We start from the raw sequence: 17031 nt of genomic DNA, 5'->3' as shown, positions 1-17031 counted from the left end.
CTCCGATGGTACGAATCGTAGTGGTTCCTATGTGAACTAGAAAGCTGTTGAGAAATGTACATATGTGTACTACCATCCCCGGCTATGAGAGACACCAAACAGGTTCGTGAATGGTTGCGGAGGCAGCGTGGTCGGCGCGGTGCAATCGCTGAGAAGCTGGGAGTCAATCCCAAGACGCTCGAGCGGATTGCTAACTCTGACGACTACTACCCGCGATCCGACACGCTCGAAAAAATCGACCAGTTCATCTCGGATGAGGCCGGCGATGAGGCCGTCTGAGCCCAACGGCCATACCGGTCAGTCCCTTCCGTCGACTTCCAGTACGCCAAGTTCAAGAACAATGATCAGTAGCCCTAGTACAGGCACGACAACGACGGCGCCGAGCGAGTCAATTCCCGCGCAGAACGACCTTATTGCTGCAGGCGGAGCAGTGCCAATACGGGAGGTAACGACGGCCGCTTATGTAGCGCTCGGGGATCAATTGCAGGACGACCTTTCGATTCGGAACCTGGTCGAAGCAGGGCTGGCAGATGTAGTGCTGGGGCTCCGTCGCGATTGGATCACCGGCCTCGGAAAGTACTGGTCTGGCATCTGCGCGATAGACATGGCCGCCGGGACTGAGCTCGAAAAGCGTATAGCGACTGCGCTCCGCTATGGCTTCTTTCACTACGCGCAACTCTTGTGTGGCTTGGAAGTACTGCTGCTGCAGTTGGAGGAGTTGGGCGTTGTGCGCGAACAGACTGTCTTGGGCCTTGAGGAGTTGTTCGTTCATCCGACTGACGACGTCCGCGAGTTGGTTTGCATCGCGGAGTCCAATGGCGGCCTTCCCGATGTCCTTGGCGACGCCGATGGCGGTCGCAACACCGCTTAGAAGTGCGAGGTCCATGCGCATCCCCTGTTCAGGTTGGTTGTTGAGGTCAGAGCCGACCACCATTACCTGATCTTGGGGTGCGCGCCAATTCTTCCGACGAGGGGTACTTCGCCGCCTCTCGACTGGGGTCAAACGGCGAAGAAATATCGGCTTGGGTTGGAACACAGATTTCTCCCTGGCTGCGGCGCTTCGATGGAGCCGATTTGTTGTGTAGGCAGTCTAGTCACCGGGGAACAAGAAAGCATGCGAATCAATTCGCAACAGACTTTGATCGGCCTGCTGCGCGCGAGCGTGACCACTTGGCGCACTCGTGAACGCTGGGGGCGCGAGACGGTCGCGCAGGAAATCGTCATCACCCACGAATCGCTGGGAGTAGGGGACCGCACCGGTATCCGGTTCGATCCGCGCACGCCGGATGCATACGAGCGGATGAAGGTCAACGCTGACCGTATCTTTCGCTGGCTTGACGACGAGACCAAAGACAACGCGCTCCTGCCGGCCAATTTCATTCCGACCATCCTGGCGGCCTTGCCGGGAGATCTGCGACTCAAACTGCTGGGCCAACTGCTCGCGCCGTTTGGCCTGACCGTGCGTCCGCTTTGCGCGGGCGTCGCCGCAGAGCTGCAGGTCCCGCTGCTCCTGGCGGCCATGCTCAAGGAGGACAGCGAGGCGCACCTGGCAGTGACGAGTCTGATGTCGGACGCGTCGCTCGAGGCGCTGCGTACAGCCTACCGTGAGGTCAGCGAAGCAGTGGCTTCGCAGCAAGGTGTCCTGCGCCATATCGAGGCAGCCATGGCCTCGCACGCGTTCACCGAGACGCAATCAGTATGACCCGTGTTGATTTGCTCCCGGGTGCCGACAAGTTGGCGCCCGATACCGGCTCGCGCCCACGTCACCGGAACCTGTATCGCCGGGAGAGACCTCTCACGACGCGGGAGCGGAACGAGCTGATGGATCGCATCGCCGACTACGTCGAGCGCCAAATCAAAAAGGGCCGGGCTGCGGAGAGGTTCGCGGTCTTCGCCATGCCGAAAAGGAAAGACCCGCCTGCAGCGGTCGGTGAAAAGGCGGCGCGCACCAGGCGGGTTCGTCGTGAGGACGCGCGCATCTTCGCCATCATCAACGAGAAAGATCCCAATTTCGCCAAGCAGCGTCGACGGGCGGTGTATCAGAACCACCGCCTGGGCGACGAGTGGGATGGCAATGCGGATCTTCTGAAGATCTGGGATGCGGTGTGCGCCTTCGATAGGAGAGTGTCGCGGTGAAGGTCGAGTTCGTGTTTTGGCGCGACATGAGCTGCTGCAAGTCGACGCGGGCCGGAATGGGCCGCGCGTGCGACCGCGGCAGCCAGCTCAGCTGCGCCTGGCATTGGCTGGAGCGCGTGCGTAAGCCGAAGGGCCTGCAAGCGCTGCAGGCCTTCGCGCGCGACCTGCTCGAATTCTGGCCGCTTTCTGACGTGTTCTGGGTCTTCAACGCCGGCGGCGAGATGTCTGCGCTGGCGCTTGTTTGTGCGGCGCGTAGCGCCTCCATGCCGGCCGGCGCCGCGCGTGAGGCCTACCGCGCCGCTCTTGTCGCTGCGACCTCGCCCGAGTTCGTGGCCACCTTCGATGTTCTCTGTGAGGCCGCCAGCGTGCGGCCGTGACTGGTTATGGACCTACCAATTCAATCGATCGAATCCCTGCGCGCCGAGGGGCGTGCTGCTGCAGTGAGAGGCGAGCGACTCGAGTCGAACCCGTATCTCCCGCGCTATGGCAGTCACTACCGCCAGTGGGAGCACGGCCACGACTGGGCAGTGATCGCCATGATTGACAACGTGGAGGGCGATTGATGTCGACGATCCGTATCAGTGCCGCCGAGTTCGAGGCCCTTGACGGGGAGAGCGACGAACTGTTTCGCCTGTACATCGGCGCGCTACGGCCGCGCATGGACTTCGCGACGGGGGTGGTGGGGCGTCGCCCGCGGCTGTCCTACCAAGCACTCAAGGAGTGGACTGAGCGAGCGGCGCGCCCTGGCGTGAAGTACCTATCGCACGACAAGAGCAAGCTGCAGCGGATGCTCGCACGCCTCCAACAGATTGGGCTGCTGCGCAGGATGGGCCGCGTCGGCGAAATGATCTTTGCCTGCCCACTCGCGGACCGTGATAGCACTGGCCCAAAACAGGCCGATACGAAGTCGATACAGCGTCCGGGTGCGGCGAAACCTCGGCGTGGCAAGGGTTCGCGGGACTTGTCCACAGCGGGCAAAAACGCCGAAGCCGCCACACACCCGGCGTCCGGTAAAACCTATACCCCTCCCAACCCTCCCCACGATGCAGATGCTGGCGGCTCCGGCGGAGCGGTTCATCTAGCCCCCCACGCCTGCGGCGCGGGAGGTGAGCAGGACCCCCAACACCAACAGCCTGCAGAGGCTGTTGCCTTCGTTGCGCCGCTCCAGGGCGAGTCGGTGTCCGAGGGAAGTGCAAATCCACCCCCCCACGCCGATGGCGCGGGGGGCAAATCGGACCCCCAACAGCGTGGTGCAGACACGCCACGGCCCTCAGAGGAACGCCACGAGGCAACGAACGTCGGTGGGGAAGGGCCTTCGGCCCGGCTTGCAGAGAGGGGGGTAGGTCCGGTTACGTGGGAGGCAGATAGGGCGTGGCCGGTGCGCATGGCCAGCGAGGATCGGCGCTACCTTGTGCGATCACAGAGCGAGGTAGGCGAGCCGTTGTTCCAGCGAGTTTTGGACGAATGGCGCGGCGCTATGGCGGCCGGTGTGGTCAAGTCTCCGTGGCCATACTTCGCAAAATTGTTGCAGAACGCGCAAGAAAAGGGCGAGGCATGGCGGACCGACTATGCCGACAAAATCGCGCTGGCGCGGCAGGAAGTTGCGCAGACCATGGCGCGGCAGAAGGCCGACGACGAGGCGTTCGCGGCAGCGCTTTGCGATGCGCCGGGATACCCGGGAGCGGGCAAGTTACGGCAACTCGTGCGCGGCGCGGCTCAGCGATGACGACGCGCGAACTCAGCCCGGAGGCTGCATATGCGGAAGCCGTCGAGCAGCTGCCGCTGCGTGTCAGCCAGTGCGACCGATGGAGTGACCGTGCGGTGTACTGGGCTGCGGTGCGATACGGTGTGGGCGAGATCCGGCCGGGTACTTGGCCGGCCGCGGCCGAGCGATGGACGCGGCTGTGGCAGATCGCGCGGCGTGAACACCTGGCGCCGATCCCTGGCGTGCCGGAGGTGGACAACCTGCCGAGGGACGCATCGGCAGCCGATCGAGGTCTGGCGCATATGCGCGCCATTGTGGGCAAGCGGAGGTGAGCATGGCGAAGGGCGACGATGCGCAGGACGCGTGGGTGGTGGCGAGTCTGCAGTCGTGGGCGAAATGGGCCAAGTCGGGCGGGGTCCGGAATGGCTACGGCGAGAGCTGTCTGACGCTCGAGGAAATTCGCGCGCTGCCGGTGCGGGCGTATGTGCCGGTGTTCCAGGAGGCTTGCGAGCGGACGCACGACGCCATCCGCAAATTGCCCGGCGAACTCCAGCAACTGGCGAGCGCCTGGTACATCCGCGAGTGGCCGAAGTCGATGATCGCCGCTGAGATGCGCGTAAGCGAGAGCCATGTGTGGCGCCTACATGCGACCTTGACAAAGATAATCGGATTTCTCCTTAAGAATCCGGGTGTTAGTACACCCCCCCTTCGCATCTTGCTCAAATCCTGACAGAGTGGTGATAGATTTCGGCTACGCTGTGGTTTCAGTGCGTGCAGCGAAACGAAGCCCGATCCGGTTGATGCCAGGTCGGGCTTTTTGCTTTCCGGAGCCTGCGATGATGATGACTTACGGCTACTTGGCCTGCGGCGTGTGGACGCGGATGTGCATGAGTGCACGCCTGCCTTGGTGGGGCGTGCGATGACGCCGGCGAAACTGGACGCGAAGCTGCAGGGCCAGTCTGCGATCGCGCGCAAGGTGTACGACGCCGTGCCGATCCAGGCGGCGTGGTCGGTGCCGCAGATTGTTGGCGCGGTGCGCCGCGCGACGGGCGGTAGCGTCGACCATCGCACGGTGGTTGGTTGCCTCATCGCGCTCAAGAGCGGCGGCGTAGTCGGTGAGTCGCAGCCCGGCCTGTTCAAACGCGTGGAGGTCAAGGGAATGACAGTCGTTGGGAAGGCGGCGCAGGAATACGAGTCAGTCGTGAAGGCCGTAGGCAGTGTGCCGTCATTCGTTGGTCTGAAGAATGCCCCGCGTCCTATCGACGTGATCGCGCAAATCACAGTGGGTCTGACTGCCGTGTGCGAGCAGCTCCGCAAGCTGGTCACTAACCTGGAGGATGCGGCGCTGCTGATCGAGGGCAGCATGGCCGAGCAGGATGCGAACCTCGGCAAGCTGCGGCAGCTGCAGACGCTGCTCAAGAGTTTGAGTCTGGCCTGATCGGACTCGATCTGGTGTCTCCCGCCTGCCGCGCGTCGTGGGGTCGCAAGGCAGGCTTTCCGTCGGGCCGGTGCAATGCGCATCGGCCCGATTTCTTTTCGATTTCCATTTCGATCATGCGGACCATCACCGATCACATCATCAACCCGGCAAGCGATAAGCTGACCATCACCGTCACGGATCAACCTGGCTCGGGTGGTGCAAATCATCGCTATGTCGTGCAGGGCTTCGACGCTTCGACCAACGTGTCCAGCGATGGCGCCGAGACGGCGCTGGCGGTCCTATTCCAGAACGGCCCGATCAACGAGGCCGGCATCAACGGCATCACGCAGGAAGTGCTGCTGGCCATCGTGGCGGACCGGCTTCGCTCGTTCCAGGCTGGCCCGTTCGCCTGCCGCGAGAATGCGATCGCGCTGACGAAGATCGAGGAAGCGATGCACTGGCTGCAGCAGCGCACCATCGCGCGCATGCGCCGCGGTGTCGAAGGCACGCATACGGTCTGATATGCCGGGCCCCGAATTCACCGTCCGCGCCGAGGTCGGGGCCGTCATCGGCGCGATGCGAGACCAGCTCGGCCGGCAGTTGCCCTATGCCTTGCGCGTTGCGCTCAATGAGACCGCGAAGCAGGCCAAGCAGCGCCTGGTCGACGAGATGGCGCGGCGCTTCGATCGGCCCACGCCGTACACCCTCAACTCGATCTGGATCGCGTATGCGACCAAGGATCGGCTTGAGGCCAAGGTGTGGGTCAAGGACGAGGCGGGCAAGGGCACGCCGGCCGAGCGGTATCTCGGTCCCGAGGTCATTGGTGGTCAGCGTCGGCAGAAGCGCTACGAGCGCGCGCTGCAGGCGGCAGGAGTACTCCCGTCCGGCATGTACACCGTGACCGGGCAAGCCGCACAGCTCGATGCCTTCGGCAACTTGAGCCGCGGCCAGATCGTGCAGCTGCTGTCGTACTTCCGTGCGTTCGGCGAGCAGGGCTACCGTGCAAACATGACGGACAAGCGGCGCACCAATTTGCTCAAGGGCAAGCCCAAGCAGGGCGTACGCGGCTTTTCGTATTTCGCGCTGGCTCGGCAGGAGGGCAAGTTGCCGCCGGGCATCTACCAGCGCATGGCCTACAGCACGGCGGAAAGCGGACGCATCGCGCATCTGCAGCGCGGCGGCGCGAAGCCCGTGCTGCTGTTCGTGCGGCAGCCGGCCTACCGGCCGATCTTCCCGTTCTTCGACCTGGTGCGCGAGACGGTGGATGCCAACCTCGTGCCCAACTTCCAGGCGTCGGCCGCGCACGCCATGGCCACGGCCCGGCCGTGATGCCCTGGGGCTGGGTCGGGCCTGCCCAGGGTTGCGGGTCCTTCCGGGCTCGCTCGCATGGGGGTGATTCGAGCCGCGTTTTGTTTCTAGATAAAGGGGGCTCTAGGGTTAGTTAGTTTGGGGAGTCCGATGGGCAAGACAGTCAACCTGCAGGAGCTGGCGGAGATCACCGGCTTCGCCGTGCAGACGCTGATTCGCTGGCAGAAAGACGAGGGCATGCCCGTCAAGCTGTCTGGCCAGCGCGGTCGCGGCAACGAGTACGACACCAGCGCGGTGATTGGCTGGCTCACACAGCGCGAGCTGCATCGCGCAGGCCTGTCGAGCCCGAAAGACGAACTGGATCGCGCACGCAAGATCGAGGTCGAGATCCGCATCGGCGAGAAGCTAAAGATGCTGGCACCAGCAGCCGAGTTCGAAAGCCGGTGGAGCGGCCACATCGAGGCGGCCAAGACCGAACTGCTTTTGCTGGGCGGAAAGCTCGCCGACGCTGTCTTCGAGAAACACGGCGTCGAGATCGACGAGCAGCTGGTGTTGCCCTATATCGAGGAGTGCCTGGCGAAACTCCAACACCTGGACGAGGATGACGATGGAGATCCCGACGCTGAGCATCCTGACGATGCCTTCGACGATGAAGAGGATGACGACGACGGCTAAACGCGCGCTGCGCACGGCCGTGTCATGCTGGGCACTGCCGCCGCGCATGAATGCGCTGGAATGGGCGCGCAAGTATCGCTACCTGTCGTCGATCGAGGCCGACCGCGCCGGCAAGTACGACCCGGAGGTGACGCCTTACCTGTGCTGGCCAGGCAATCCGCTCGAGGCGCTGGACGATCCGAGCGTGATCGAGGTGTGCTGCCAGAAGTCGGCCCAGGTGGCCTGGACCTCGGGCGTGCTCGGCAACGTGCTCGGCAAGTGGATCGACCTGGACCCGTCGCCGATCCTTGGTCTGTTCCCGAAAGAGGGCGCGGCCAAGGAATACATGGCCGAGAAGTTCGAGCCGATGGTCACCGCCACAGCGCGCCTGCGCCAGGCGGTGGATCTGCGCAGCCGCAAATCGCAGCAGCGCATGCTGTTCAAGCGCTTTCGCGGCGGCTTTCTCAAGCTGGTCGGCTCCAACTCGCCCAGCTCGGTGAAGTCGAGCCCGATTCCGCGGATCTTCATCGAGGAGCCGGACGACTGCAACTTGAACCTGCGTGGCCAGGGCGACTCGATCAAGCTGGCCAAGGAACGGACCAAGACGTTCCGGCGCTCGCGCGTCAAGATCGTCATCGGCGGCACGCCGACGGTCGAGGGCACGTCGACCATTGCGGCCGAGATGGAGCTGTCCGACAAACGCGTCGGCATGGTGCCGTGCCACCACTGCGGCGAGGAGCACGCGCTCAGCTTCGACAACCTGAAGTGCCCGGAAGACCCGGACGCATCGCATCCGATCTTCGGCAACAAGGTGCCGGAAAAGGCGTACTACGTCTGCCCGCACTGCGGCGGGATCTGGAACGACGCGGAGAAGCGCCGCAACGTGCGCGGCGGTCGCTGGATGGCCACCGCACCGTTTAACGGCATCGCCGGTTACTTCATCAACGAGCTGTACAGCCCGTTTCCGGGCTCGACCATGCCGACCTTGATGGAGAACTGGCTCACGGCGCTGCATCACCTGGCAATGGGCGACGAGAGCAAGCTGGTGGCTTTCACCAACAGCTCGAAGGGCGAGGCCTACTCGTTCAAGGGCGACCAGGCGAAGCCCGAGCAGCTGGCCGATCGCGCGAAGGACTACCAGCCACGCACGGTGCCGGCCGGTGGTCTGGTCCTGGTGATGGGCGTCGACGTGCAGCCGGATCGCCTGGAGGTCATCATCCGCGCCTATGGCCGCGGTGAGGAGTCCTGGCTGGTGCTGTATGAGCGCCTGTATGGCCAGACCGGGTTGATCTCGGACGACTGCTGGAATCAGCTCGACAAGCTGCTCTTTGGCAAATACCGCAACGAGCGCGGCTTTGCGCTGGGGATCGGCGCCGCGTCGATCGATAGCTCGGACGGCAACACATCCGACGCGGTCTACAAGTACGTGCGATCGCGCCAGGGCCGCGGCGTGCCGCACGTGATGGCCATTAAGGGCGCGCGCAGCCCGGACGCGGAGATTTTCCGCAAGCCGGGGCCGGTGCTGGAGACCAACAAGAAGAACACCAAGGCCGCGCGCTATGGCGTGTCGGTGTTCATGGTCGGTGTCGGACGCGCCAAGGATCTGCTGATCGGTGAGCGCGGGCGCGTCAGCCTGGAAGGCAAGGGGCCGGGCCGCTTTCACGTCTACAAAAGCGTGATCGCGGACTACTACGAGCAGCTCCTCGCCGAGGTCAAGGCGCCGGTGCGGCAGCAGAACGGGCACGTGATCCGCGTCTGGCAAAAGAAGGTCGGCAAGCGTAACGAGGCACTGGACTGCGAGGTCTATGCGCTCCACGCCACGCGTGCGGCCAAGGTCCACCTGATGCAAGAGCGCGACTGGTCGATTCTGGAGTCGCGACTTTCGCAGGGCGGTCTGTTCGATGAGCCAGAAGCCGTGGAGGCGCCGCCGGAGCCACCCGCGACGACAGCTGCATCAGCCGAGTCGGAAGACGCCGCCGACGACGAGCCGAGCGGCGACGACGTCGTACAGGTGCCGCCGCCGGCGCCCATCGTTGACACCGATTCACCCAACTTGCCACCAGTACGTCGGCGCCGATATGGCACCGTGTCGCGTGGCGTGGAGATTTGACCCATGATCACAGCCGAACAGGCGCAGGCCCAACTCGATGTCTGGCTGGCCGCCAGCATCGCCGTGGCCAAAGGCCAGGCTTACGAGATCGGCGGCCGTAAGATGACCCGCGTGGACGCCGCCGAGATCCGCCAGCAGATCGACTACTGGGAAGCGCGCGTGGCGCGAGCCCGGCGCGGCGGTCGTCGCATGACGATCGGTTACGGGGTGGTGGAATGATGGCCCCGAAGCCCGTCCCCAAGCTGACGGTGATCGACCGCGTCGTCAACTACTTCAACCCGACCGCTGGCAATCGCCGTGCGCACGCGCGTACGGTGCAAGCCTACTCGGGTGCGTACGAGGCTTACTCCGGCGCATATGAGGGCGGCTCGACCACCAAGCGCTCGCTCAAGAACTGGTTTGCGTTCGGTGGTTCGGCGGATGCCGACCTGATCCCGCAGCTGGCCATGCTGCGTAACCGCAGTCGTGACCTGGCGCGCAATAACCCGCTCGCTCGCGGCGCGATCAATACGTTGGTCACCAACGTGGTCGGTACCGGCCTCGCGCCGCAGCCGACAGTCGATGCGGACGTGCTGGGCCTTACGCAGGAGGAGGCGACTGCGTGGCAGCGCCAGGCGCAGCGAGAGTTTGCGCTGTGGGCCGAGAGCAAGGAATGCGACGCGGCATTGGGACAGACGTTCTACGAGCTGCAGAACCTGGCCTTTCGTTCAACGGTGGAGAACGGTGATGCTTTTGTGCTGACGCCGATGATTGATCGTCATCGCACGCGGTACCGCACGCGCCTGCAGCTGATCGAGGCCGATCGTTGTTGCAACCCGCAGGGCCGGCGCGACGACGACAAGTTTGCGGGTGGTGTCGAACTCGACGAATTCGGCGCTCCGACCGCGTACCACTTTCTGCGTAAGCACCCCGGTGCCCTCGGCGCCGCCGGCGGTCAACGCCAGTGGGATCAGCGCGATGCGTTCGGCAGCGGCACTGGCCGGCGCAATGTGCTGCATCTGTTCGAGCGGCGGCGCATCGGCATGACGCGCGGCGAGCCTTACCTGGCGCCAGTAATCGACCCGCTACGCCAGCTCGGCACCTATACCGATGCTGAGTTGGCCGCGGCGGTGGTCTCCGGCATGTTCACCGTCTTCATCAAGTCGGGGGACGGCGAGGGTCCACTGCCGCCGGACCATAACGAGCCTGATCCGGACTACAAACTAGGCAAGGGCGCGGTGATCCAGGGCGCGCCGGGCGACAGTGTCGAGGTGATCAACCCTGGCCGGCCCAATGCGCTGTTCGATCCGTTCGTGCAGTCGATCCTGCGGCAGATCGGGGTGGCGCTGGAGCTGCCGTTTGAGGTACTGATCAAGCATTACACCTCGAGCTATACCGCGGCGCGGGCAGCGATTCTGGACGCGTGGCGCTTCTTCAAGATGCGCCGGTTCTGGCTGGCCACCAACTTCTGCCAGCCGGTCTATGAGTTGATCATCGACGAGGCGGTGGCCAACGGCTATCTGTCGGCGCCGGGCTACTTCAACCATCCGCTGATCCGCCGCGCCTGGCTTGGTTGTCAGTGGGTGGGCGATGCGCCAGGTGCGATCGACCCGATGAAAGAGGCGCAGGCCTCCGAGCTGAACCTCAAGATCGGGCGCACCACGCTGGCTAAGGAAACGATGGCCTATGACGGCAGTAACTGGGAAGACAACCACGCTCAGCAAACTCGCGAGCATGCCGCGCGTGAGCGCGACGGTCTCCTGCAGCCGCCTGGACAGGCCACCGCGCCGCCGGCGCCGCCCGATAACGCGAACGATCAATGACAACCCGAACCCGCCCATGTGGCGGGTTTCGCTTTTCTGGAGCGACGATGAACCGACTACTGGACGTGGTCACGGGCGCGTGGGCAATCCTGCCCGACAAGCTGGTGGCCATCGTAGACGCATACGACATGCGTATGCGTGGCGATGCCATCGATCTGAAGGCGGTCGAGGCGAGCATCGGCAAGCCGCTGGGTAGCACGCCGCAAGACTACGAGATCCTCAATGGCGTGGCGATTGTGCCGATCATGGGCACGATCGCGCAGCGCGCCAACCTCTTCACCGATGTCTCGGGCGGAGCCTCCAGCGACCTGATCAGCCGGGACTTGCGCGCCGCGGCAGCCAATCGCCAGGTGGGCGCGATCCTGCTGCATATCGATTCGCCAGGTGGCACCGTGGCCGGCACGCAGCAGCTCGCCGACATCGTGCGCGAAGTCGGTGCGATCAAGCCCGTGGTGGCGCTCGCCGACGGCACCATGGCCAGCGCGGCCTACTGGATCGGCAGCGCCGCCCAGGCCGTGTATGTCGCCGACAGCACCACGCAAGTCGGCTCGATCGGCGTGGTCAATGCGCACCGCGATGTGTCCGGCGCTGAGACGCAGCGCGGCGTCAAGACGACCGAGATCTACTCGGGCAAGTACAAGCGCATCGCCAGCAGCTATGCGCCGCTCTCGGATGAAGGCCGGGCGACGATGCAGGCGCACTCCGATTACATGTACGAGCAGTTTGTCGACGCCGTTGCCAAGAACCGCGGCGCGTCAGTAGACACCGTGCTCTCCGATATGGCGGATGGCCGCATCTTCATCGGCCAGCAAGCCATCGATGCCGGACTCGTGGACGGAATGGCCACGGCCGAGCAATTGATCGCCCGGCTCGCCGCCGGCGAGTTTCAACTCCCTGGCGCGAAGCCCGCGCCTGTCAAGAACCGGGCAGAACTGCCCACCTCTCCGAAAGGAACCACGATGAGCATCACCCGCGAAGATCTGGCGGCCCAGTCGCCCGAGCTGTTGGCTGAAATCCAGACCGAAGCCCGCGCCGCCGGCGCCACCGCCGAGCGCGATCGCATCCTCGGCATCGAGGCGCACGCGATGGTCGGTCATGAGGCGCTGATCGCCTCGCTTAAGGCCGATGGCAAGACCACGCCGGACCAGGCGGCTGTGCAGGTCCTCGGCGCGCACCGTGCTGCGCTCTCGAAGCAGGCCTCGGCCATGACCGCGGACGCACCGCCCCCGCTGCCGGCCGCACCTGTCAGCGAGCCCGCGTCGGCGGCCGCGACCAAGCCGGACCAGAAGGCGATCGCCGCGCGCGCCCGCGAACTGGTGACCGCGGCCGAGGCCTCGGGCCAGAAGCTGAGTTTTGCGGCGGCGGCTACCCGGGCGGCTGCCGAACTGGCGACGGCCTAAGGCCGGCACCGTCTCTCTCGATCCACTACCGGAAGACATCATGAGCAATCCGATCCTGATCAAGACCCACAGCGCCGAGGGCGCGCTGGCCAAGAATCGCATCGTGGCGCAGGGCGCCAATGACGGCGGCGTCAAGCAGGCCGCAGCAGCCACCGACGCGCTGCTGGGCGCCACCGAAGGCTTTGCCTACGCCGACGGTGATCGCGTCGGTGTGGTGCGCGCCGGCATCGCTGACATCGAGTACGGCGGCAACGTCACGCGCGGCCAGCCGCTGACTGCCGATGCCAGTGGCCGTGCGGTGGCCGCTGCGCCCGCTGGCGGCGCCAACGTTCGCCTGATCGGCTTCGCCGAGGTCTCGGGCGTCTCCGGCGACATCTGCCCCGTGTTCCTGGCGCCCGGCCTGATGCAGGGCTAAGCCGCTGGCCAGCCTGCTGTTCCCATTCCATTTCTAGGAGTCTTTGATGACGACTGCTGTCGCGCCGTACCCGATTAATGCCCCGCTGATCCAGGCGGTGGTGATCGCCTATGCCAACCGCCAGATGATCGCCGATGCGATCATGCCGCGCGTGCCGGTGGGCAAGGCTGAGTTCAAGTACCTGGTCCAGAACGTGGCCGAGCAATTCACCGTGCCCGACACGATGGTGGGCCGCAAGTCGGCGCCCAATCAGGTCGAGTCCAGCGGCACCATGCAGACCGCCTCGGTGGTCGACTACGGCCTCGATGAGGTGGTGCCGGTGGAGGACGTCCGGAACGCACCGGAAGGTGTCGATCCGATGGCCACGGCGGCCGAGTTCGTGATGAAGCTGGTCACGCTGGGCCGCGAGGTGCGCGTGGCCAATGCGGTGTTCAACCCGGCCAACCACGTCAACAAGGTGACGCTGTCGGGTACTTCCCAGTGGTCGGACTACACCAACTCGGACCCGATCTCGGCCATCCTGACCGCGCTCGATAGCCCGATCATGCGTCCGAATGTGATGACGATCGGCCGCGCGGCGTGGACCAAGCTGATCCTGCACCCGCGCGTGATCGACTACGTCAACGGCAAGGGCGGCACCTCTGGCGGTGTGACCCGCCAGCAGCTGGCCAATGCGCTGGAGCTGGAGGAGATCCTGGTGGGCGAGGCCTTCGTCAATACCGCGCGCCGTGGCCAGGCCATGAGCCTGCAGCGCACCTGGGGCAAGCACGCGGCCTTCACCTACCGTGAGGTGCCGTCGGAAACGTCGCGTTCCACCACCTGGGGCTTTACCGCCCAGCAGGGCGAGCGCATCTCCAATACGACCTTCGACGAAGACAACGGCGGCCTGGAAGGCGGCTACAAGGTCCGCGCCGGCGAGCGCGTCAAGGAACTGGTGACCGCGCCGGATCTGTCGTACTTCTTCCAGAACGTGATCGCCTAAGCGGCGCCACAGCAACCTGAAAGGCCCGCCGCGTGCGGGCCTTCGTCATTTCGAGGGCTGACATGAGAGTCAAAGCGAATTGGCCGGTCGACACCGGCAACAAGGTGCATCCGACTGGCGCCAAGTTCGATCTGCCGGATGAAGAGGCCAAGCAGCTCGAGCGTCTGGGCGCGGTCGAGATCCTCGGCGGCAAGAAGCCGGCGGCTGCCGCTGACGATGGCGAGCAGAGCGAAAGCACCGCAAGCGGCGAAAGCAGCGAGGGCGGCACCGGCGAAAGCGCGGAACCGCAGAGCTGATGCTGGTCGACGAGGATCTCGACGCCTTTGTCGAGGACTTCGGCGATCCGGTGACGGTGGCCAGCCGTGGCATCAGCAGTCAGAAGGCGCTGATTGACCAGGGCTGGAAGGACGTCATCTCGGGCACCGTGCGTGGCCTGTCCTTCACGCTGCTGGGGCGGGCCGACGTGTTCGGCCAGCTCACCGGCAACGATCTGGTGGTGGTGGAAAGCGGTTTCTCTGCGGGCAGCTATTACGCCTTCGGTGCGCCGATGCCGGTGGGCGACGGGGCCTTCGTGGCCGTGGAACTGAACAAGGTGGCGACATGACGACCCTTCGTGAAACCTACGCGCAGCAGCTGTACGACGCGCTGCGCCAATCGCCGGAGCTGCTGGCGAAGAATGCCCAGTTTTCCCGCTCGCTGTACGCCGCGCTGGACATGCGCAGTACTCGCATCGTGGTGGTGGTTCACCACGGCGCCGATGCGCCGGAGGAGCGCGTGGTCGGGATGATGGATCGTCATAGCGAGGTGCTGATCACCGTCGTCGTGCGCGATCCGGAGCCCGATCAGGTGTCCGAGTCCGTGCTCGAGCTGGTCCAGCCCGTGGTGATGGACTTCGTTGCCGACGGCCTCATTGACGTGGCCGAGCTGCAAACCGACTCGCCGGCCTACGACAACGCCGGCGGCATCGTGTCGGCACGCACGGTCCACTACGACCTCCACTACCGCACCCAGCGCAACAGCCTGAGTGCCTGAAAGGAATCGCCATGAAAACCCTGAAGGGCCAGCCGCCCGAGACGCCTGCGCCGCAGGACTCGGCCGACGTGCTGGCCACCGACCAGTACGCCGGCCAGGCCGGCCGCTACCTGTTTGATCCGGTGACCGGCACACGACAGCGGATCGATGAAGACGGCAACCCGCTGGCCGATCCGGAAGCGCCGGGCCTGCCCGTCGTGTCCACCGAGCCCGCTGATGCGGCTGCTGAACAACCTCGCGAGGAATAAATGCCAAAACTCATGCGGAAGCAGATCTTGCTGGCCAAGATCGAAACCGTGTCCGGTACCGACCCGACGCCGACCGGCGCCGCCAACGCCATCCTGGTGCGCTCGACCACGCCCCAGCCGCTGGTCGTCGACAACGTGCCGCGCAACCTGATCCGGGCCTACTTCGGCAACAGCGAAAGCATCCCGGTCGGCGAGCACAGCGAAATGGATGTCGAGGTCGAGCTGGCAGGCTCCGGTGCTGCCGGCACAGCGCCGGCCTACGGGCCGCTGCTGCGCGCGTGCGCCCTGTCGGAAACCGTCACGGCGGCCACCGACGTGAAGTACGCGCCGATCACGGGCGCCAACGAGACCGTGACGCTGTATTTCCACCTGGACGGCCTGCTGCACAAGATGATCGGCTGTGTCGGCTCGGTGGCCTTCGACATCACGGCGAAGCAGGTCCCGGTCATGCGGTTCAAGTTCCTTGGCGCATTCTCGGCGGTGACCGATACGGTCAACCCGGTGGCGGACTACTCAAAGTTCATCGCGCCGCGCATCGCCAACAAGACCAACACGGCCGCCTGGTCGCTGCACGGCTACACCGGATCGTTGTCCGCCCTGCAACTGGACCTCGCCAACGATATCGCGTGGCGCGCCTTGATCGGTGCCGAGTCGTCGGTGCTGACCGATCGCAAGCCGGCCGGCAGCGTCACGCTGGATCTGGACACGGTCGCGGCATCGGACTGGTGGACCAAGGTGCGCGGGGCCGTGCTGGGCGCGCTGTCGATCACGCATGGCACCACGGCGGGCAACATCATCAAGATCGATGCGCCCAAGGTGCAGCTGTCCAATCTGCAGTACTCCGACGACAGTGGTGTCGCCCAGGTGAGTGCCAACCTCATCCTGGTGCCGAATGCCGGCAACGACGAGTTCCTGCTGACCGTCAAATAAGCGGCCCCGCCGCGCTACCCCAAAGGCCCGCCAATCGTGCGGGCCTTTTTCCATTCTGAGGAGCTATCCCCATGACGATGAAAATCCGTGCCTCTGGCGGCACGATCAAGGAAAAGGTCAAGGTCGAGCGTCGCAATGACTTCGGCAAGTTCGAGACATTCGAGTTTGTCGGCGAGTTCCGCCGCCTGGACCGCCCCGAGCGCCTCGCGCTGGCGAGCGCGCACAAGGAATACGTCGACGCGCTGCCGGAGACGATGTCGGAGCTGGACAAGGTTTCGGCCGCGGCCGACGACTACGTCAAGCGCTGGATGGTGGGCTTCGAGGACGTGGTCGACGAGGCCGGCAACGCCTTCCCGTTCTCGCCGGAGAACCTGCTCGCGCTGATCGCCGATCCGGAGGTGCTCGCCGGTGTGCGCCTGGCCATCGATCGCGTCGTCGAGATCAAGGCGCTGCGCACAAAAAACTGATCGAGGCCGCGCGCTACTGGGCCGGCGAGCGCGACGAGTTTGCGGCCGATGACGACATCGTGCGCCAGCTCGTCGAGGCCGAGGCGCCGGCCGAAGTGATCGAGGCCGCCCGCGCGCAGGCCGCCGAGGCGGTGTTCTACCTGTGGGAGGAAAACCTGCCCGTCTACGAGTTTTTCTGCTCGCTGGCCACGCAATGGGAGAGCACCAGCGCGGGCATGGCCGGCTCGATCCCGCGTGGCTTGAACTACGCCTCGGTGCTCGCGCAGATCGCGCTGCAGGTCGATGGCAAGTCGCGTCAGCGCAAGCTGTTCGAGCGCATCCAGCTCATGGAGCGCGCGGCGCTCGCAGTGCTCCACCAGCGGCTGGAGCAGTCGTAACGAAAAGGCCTGCTCCGCGCAGGCCTTCGCATTTTGAGGGGAGGG

26 protein-coding genes are annotated in these 17031 nt (G+C 64.9%); 25 read left to right on the top strand and 1 reads right to left on the bottom strand.

The features are described from left to right. Positions 1-84: 84 nt before the first annotated feature. Complete coding sequence (locus KHO41_RS00725; protein ID WP_211951396.1) at positions 85-279, top strand: hypothetical protein; 195 nt, start codon at positions 85-87, stop codon at positions 277-279. Positions 280-388: 109 nt separating this feature from the next. Here KHO41_RS00725 and KHO41_RS00720 read toward each other — a convergent pair whose 3' ends face one another. Continuing rightward, the gene (locus KHO41_RS00720) at positions 389-886 is read right to left on the bottom strand and encodes a hypothetical protein (protein ID WP_211951395.1); all 498 of its coding nucleotides are present in this window, start codon (positions 884-886) and stop codon (positions 389-391) included. Between the two features lie 252 nt (positions 887-1138). On the opposite strand from KHO41_RS00720, the gene KHO41_RS00715 reads away from it, so the two are divergent. From KHO41_RS00715 to KHO41_RS00600, 24 genes are all read left to right on the top strand, one after another. After that, the gene (locus KHO41_RS00715; RefSeq protein WP_211951394.1) at positions 1139-1702 is read left to right on the top strand and encodes a toxin YdaT family protein; all 564 of its coding nucleotides are present in this window, start codon (positions 1139-1141) and stop codon (positions 1700-1702) included. A gap of 119 nt (positions 1703-1821) precedes the next feature. Further along, the gene (locus KHO41_RS00710; protein WP_211951393.1) at positions 1822-2136 is read left to right on the top strand and encodes a hypothetical protein; all 315 of its coding nucleotides are present in this window, start codon (positions 1822-1824) and stop codon (positions 2134-2136) included. Continuing rightward, positions 2133-2513, top strand: coding sequence for a hypothetical protein (locus KHO41_RS00705; RefSeq protein WP_244873674.1), 381 nt, complete (start codon positions 2133-2135; stop codon positions 2511-2513). The genes KHO41_RS00710 and KHO41_RS00705 overlap by 4 nt, the downstream gene beginning before the upstream one ends. Before the next feature lie 6 nt (positions 2514-2519). After that, positions 2520-2699: a hypothetical protein gene (locus tag KHO41_RS00700; RefSeq protein ID WP_211951392.1), complete on the top strand. Its 180-nt coding sequence runs from the start codon at positions 2520-2522 to the stop codon at positions 2697-2699. Beyond that, on the top strand, positions 2699-3862 hold the full coding sequence (locus KHO41_RS00695; RefSeq protein ID WP_211951391.1) for a hypothetical protein: 1164 nt from the start codon (positions 2699-2701) through the stop codon (positions 3860-3862). The genes KHO41_RS00700 and KHO41_RS00695 overlap by 1 nt, the downstream gene beginning before the upstream one ends. Then, positions 3859-4173: a hypothetical protein gene (locus KHO41_RS00690; protein WP_211951390.1), complete on the top strand. Its 315-nt coding sequence runs from the start codon at positions 3859-3861 to the stop codon at positions 4171-4173. Before KHO41_RS00695 ends, KHO41_RS00690 begins: the two co-directional genes overlap by 4 nt. Positions 4174-4175: 2 nt before the next feature. Beyond that, the gene (locus KHO41_RS00685) at positions 4176-4571 is read left to right on the top strand and encodes a hypothetical protein (RefSeq protein WP_211951389.1); all 396 of its coding nucleotides are present in this window, start codon (positions 4176-4178) and stop codon (positions 4569-4571) included. A gap of 189 nt (positions 4572-4760) precedes the next feature. Next, positions 4761-5279: a hypothetical protein gene (locus KHO41_RS00680; protein WP_211951388.1), complete on the top strand. Its 519-nt coding sequence runs from the start codon at positions 4761-4763 to the stop codon at positions 5277-5279. A 116-nt stretch (positions 5280-5395) separates the two neighbouring features. Beyond that, complete coding sequence (locus KHO41_RS00675; protein ID WP_211951387.1) at positions 5396-5782, top strand: hypothetical protein; 387 nt, start codon at positions 5396-5398, stop codon at positions 5780-5782. 1 nt (position 5783) lies between these two features. Further along, on the top strand, positions 5784-6590 hold the full coding sequence (locus KHO41_RS00670; RefSeq protein WP_211951386.1) for a hypothetical protein: 807 nt from the start codon (positions 5784-5786) through the stop codon (positions 6588-6590). 129 nt (positions 6591-6719) lie between these two features. Beyond that, positions 6720-7244 (top strand): terminase small subunit, encoded by a 525-nt coding sequence (locus tag KHO41_RS00665; RefSeq protein WP_211951385.1) that lies wholly within the window; start codon positions 6720-6722, stop codon positions 7242-7244. Beyond that, positions 7177-9333: a phage terminase large subunit family protein gene (locus KHO41_RS00660; RefSeq protein WP_211951384.1), complete on the top strand. Its 2157-nt coding sequence runs from the start codon at positions 7177-7179 to the stop codon at positions 9331-9333. Before KHO41_RS00665 ends, KHO41_RS00660 begins: the two co-directional genes overlap by 68 nt. Before the next feature lie 3 nt (positions 9334-9336). Further along, positions 9337-9552 (top strand): DUF6148 family protein, encoded by a 216-nt coding sequence (locus KHO41_RS00655; protein ID WP_211951383.1) that lies wholly within the window; start codon positions 9337-9339, stop codon positions 9550-9552. Further along, the gene (locus KHO41_RS00650; protein WP_211951382.1) at positions 9549-11135 is read left to right on the top strand and encodes a phage portal protein; all 1587 of its coding nucleotides are present in this window, start codon (positions 9549-9551) and stop codon (positions 11133-11135) included. The genes KHO41_RS00655 and KHO41_RS00650 overlap by 4 nt, the downstream gene beginning before the upstream one ends. A gap of 47 nt (positions 11136-11182) precedes the next feature. Further along, positions 11183-12535 (top strand): signal peptide peptidase SppA, encoded by a 1353-nt coding sequence (gene sppA, locus KHO41_RS00645; RefSeq protein ID WP_211951381.1) that lies wholly within the window; start codon positions 11183-11185, stop codon positions 12533-12535. A 40-nt stretch (positions 12536-12575) separates the two neighbouring features. Further along, positions 12576-12950: a DUF2190 family protein gene (locus KHO41_RS00640; protein ID WP_211951380.1), complete on the top strand. Its 375-nt coding sequence runs from the start codon at positions 12576-12578 to the stop codon at positions 12948-12950. A gap of 46 nt (positions 12951-12996) precedes the next feature. After that, positions 12997-13932, top strand: a complete 936-nt coding sequence (locus KHO41_RS00635) for a hypothetical protein (protein ID WP_211951379.1) — start codon at positions 12997-12999, stop codon at positions 13930-13932. A 62-nt stretch (positions 13933-13994) separates the two neighbouring features. Beyond that, a complete protein-coding gene (locus tag KHO41_RS00630) occupies positions 13995-14228 on the top strand; it encodes a hypothetical protein (RefSeq protein WP_211951378.1) in 234 nt (77 codons plus the stop codon). Further along, the gene (locus KHO41_RS00625) at positions 14228-14536 is read left to right on the top strand and encodes a hypothetical protein (protein WP_211951377.1); all 309 of its coding nucleotides are present in this window, start codon (positions 14228-14230) and stop codon (positions 14534-14536) included. The genes KHO41_RS00630 and KHO41_RS00625 overlap by 1 nt, the downstream gene beginning before the upstream one ends. Beyond that, complete coding sequence (locus tag KHO41_RS00620; protein ID WP_211951376.1) at positions 14533-14964, top strand: hypothetical protein; 432 nt, start codon at positions 14533-14535, stop codon at positions 14962-14964. The genes KHO41_RS00625 and KHO41_RS00620 overlap by 4 nt, the downstream gene beginning before the upstream one ends. Positions 14965-14975: 11 nt before the next feature. After that, complete coding sequence (locus tag KHO41_RS00615; protein ID WP_211951375.1) at positions 14976-15212, top strand: hypothetical protein; 237 nt, start codon at positions 14976-14978, stop codon at positions 15210-15212. A gap of 12 nt (positions 15213-15224) precedes the next feature. Beyond that, complete coding sequence (locus tag KHO41_RS00610) at positions 15225-16142, top strand: phage tail tube protein (RefSeq protein WP_244873673.1); 918 nt, start codon at positions 15225-15227, stop codon at positions 16140-16142. A 71-nt stretch (positions 16143-16213) separates the two neighbouring features. After that, positions 16214-16609, top strand: a complete 396-nt coding sequence (locus tag KHO41_RS00605; protein WP_211951373.1) for a hypothetical protein — start codon at positions 16214-16216, stop codon at positions 16607-16609. 59 nt (positions 16610-16668) lie between these two features. Then, positions 16669-16986: a DUF1799 domain-containing protein gene (locus tag KHO41_RS00600; RefSeq protein ID WP_211951372.1), complete on the top strand. Its 318-nt coding sequence runs from the start codon at positions 16669-16671 to the stop codon at positions 16984-16986. Positions 16987-17031 lie beyond the last annotated feature (45 nt).

Origin of the sequence: Cupriavidus numazuensis, from assembly GCF_905397435.1 — a bacterium.
GTDB lineage: Bacteria > Pseudomonadota > Gammaproteobacteria > Burkholderiales > Burkholderiaceae > Cupriavidus > Cupriavidus numazuensis.
The sequence above is the reverse complement of the archived record's forward strand: the minus strand, read 5'-3'. Positions and strand labels throughout refer to the sequence as shown.

Bases quoted from the DNA above. Each gene is read 5' to 3' on its own strand.
- KHO41_RS00690 (WP_211951390.1), top strand. From the start codon at position 3,859: ATGACGACGCGCGAACTCAGCCCGGAGGCTGCATATGCGGAAGCCGTC.
- KHO41_RS00660 (WP_211951384.1), top strand. From the start codon at position 7,177: ATGGAGATCCCGACGCTGAGCATCCTGACGATGCCTTCGACGATGAAG.
- KHO41_RS00630 (WP_211951378.1), top strand. From the start codon at position 13,995: ATGAGAGTCAAAGCGAATTGGCCGGTCGACACCGGCAACAAGGTGCAT.
- KHO41_RS00640 (WP_211951380.1), top strand. From the start codon at position 12,576: ATGAGCAATCCGATCCTGATCAAGACCCACAGCGCCGAGGGCGCGCTG.
- KHO41_RS00665 (WP_211951385.1), top strand. From the start codon at position 6,720: ATGGGCAAGACAGTCAACCTGCAGGAGCTGGCGGAGATCACCGGCTTC.
- KHO41_RS00725 (WP_211951396.1), top strand. From the start codon at position 85: ATGAGAGACACCAAACAGGTTCGTGAATGGTTGCGGAGGCAGCGTGGT.
- KHO41_RS00710 (WP_211951393.1), top strand. From the start codon at position 1,822: ATGGATCGCATCGCCGACTACGTCGAGCGCCAAATCAAAAAGGGCCGG.
- KHO41_RS00700 (WP_211951392.1), top strand. From the start codon at position 2,520: ATGGACCTACCAATTCAATCGATCGAATCCCTGCGCGCCGAGGGGCGT.
- KHO41_RS00675 (WP_211951387.1), top strand. From the start codon at position 5,396: ATGCGGACCATCACCGATCACATCATCAACCCGGCAAGCGATAAGCTG.
- KHO41_RS00620 (WP_211951376.1), top strand. From the start codon at position 14,533: ATGACGACCCTTCGTGAAACCTACGCGCAGCAGCTGTACGACGCGCTG.
- KHO41_RS00650 (WP_211951382.1), top strand. From the start codon at position 9,549: ATGATGGCCCCGAAGCCCGTCCCCAAGCTGACGGTGATCGACCGCGTC.
- sppA (WP_211951381.1), top strand. From the start codon at position 11,183: ATGAACCGACTACTGGACGTGGTCACGGGCGCGTGGGCAATCCTGCCC.
- KHO41_RS00615 (WP_211951375.1), top strand. From the start codon at position 14,976: ATGAAAACCCTGAAGGGCCAGCCGCCCGAGACGCCTGCGCCGCAGGAC.
- KHO41_RS00685 (WP_211951389.1), top strand. From the start codon at position 4,176: ATGGCGAAGGGCGACGATGCGCAGGACGCGTGGGTGGTGGCGAGTCTG.
- KHO41_RS00670 (WP_211951386.1), top strand. From the start codon at position 5,784: ATGCCGGGCCCCGAATTCACCGTCCGCGCCGAGGTCGGGGCCGTCATC.
- KHO41_RS00655 (WP_211951383.1), top strand. From the start codon at position 9,337: ATGATCACAGCCGAACAGGCGCAGGCCCAACTCGATGTCTGGCTGGCC.
- KHO41_RS00680 (WP_211951388.1), top strand. From the start codon at position 4,761: ATGACGCCGGCGAAACTGGACGCGAAGCTGCAGGGCCAGTCTGCGATC.
- KHO41_RS00635 (WP_211951379.1), top strand. From the start codon at position 12,997: ATGACGACTGCTGTCGCGCCGTACCCGATTAATGCCCCGCTGATCCAG.
- KHO41_RS00610 (WP_244873673.1), top strand. From the start codon at position 15,225: ATGCGGAAGCAGATCTTGCTGGCCAAGATCGAAACCGTGTCCGGTACC.
- KHO41_RS00605 (WP_211951373.1), top strand. From the start codon at position 16,214: ATGACGATGAAAATCCGTGCCTCTGGCGGCACGATCAAGGAAAAGGTC.
- KHO41_RS00720 (WP_211951395.1), bottom strand. From the start codon at position 886: ATGGACCTCGCACTTCTAAGCGGTGTTGCGACCGCCATCGGCGTCGCC.
- KHO41_RS00625 (WP_211951377.1), top strand. From the start codon at position 14,228: ATGCTGGTCGACGAGGATCTCGACGCCTTTGTCGAGGACTTCGGCGAT.
- KHO41_RS00695 (WP_211951391.1), top strand. From the start codon at position 2,699: ATGTCGACGATCCGTATCAGTGCCGCCGAGTTCGAGGCCCTTGACGGG.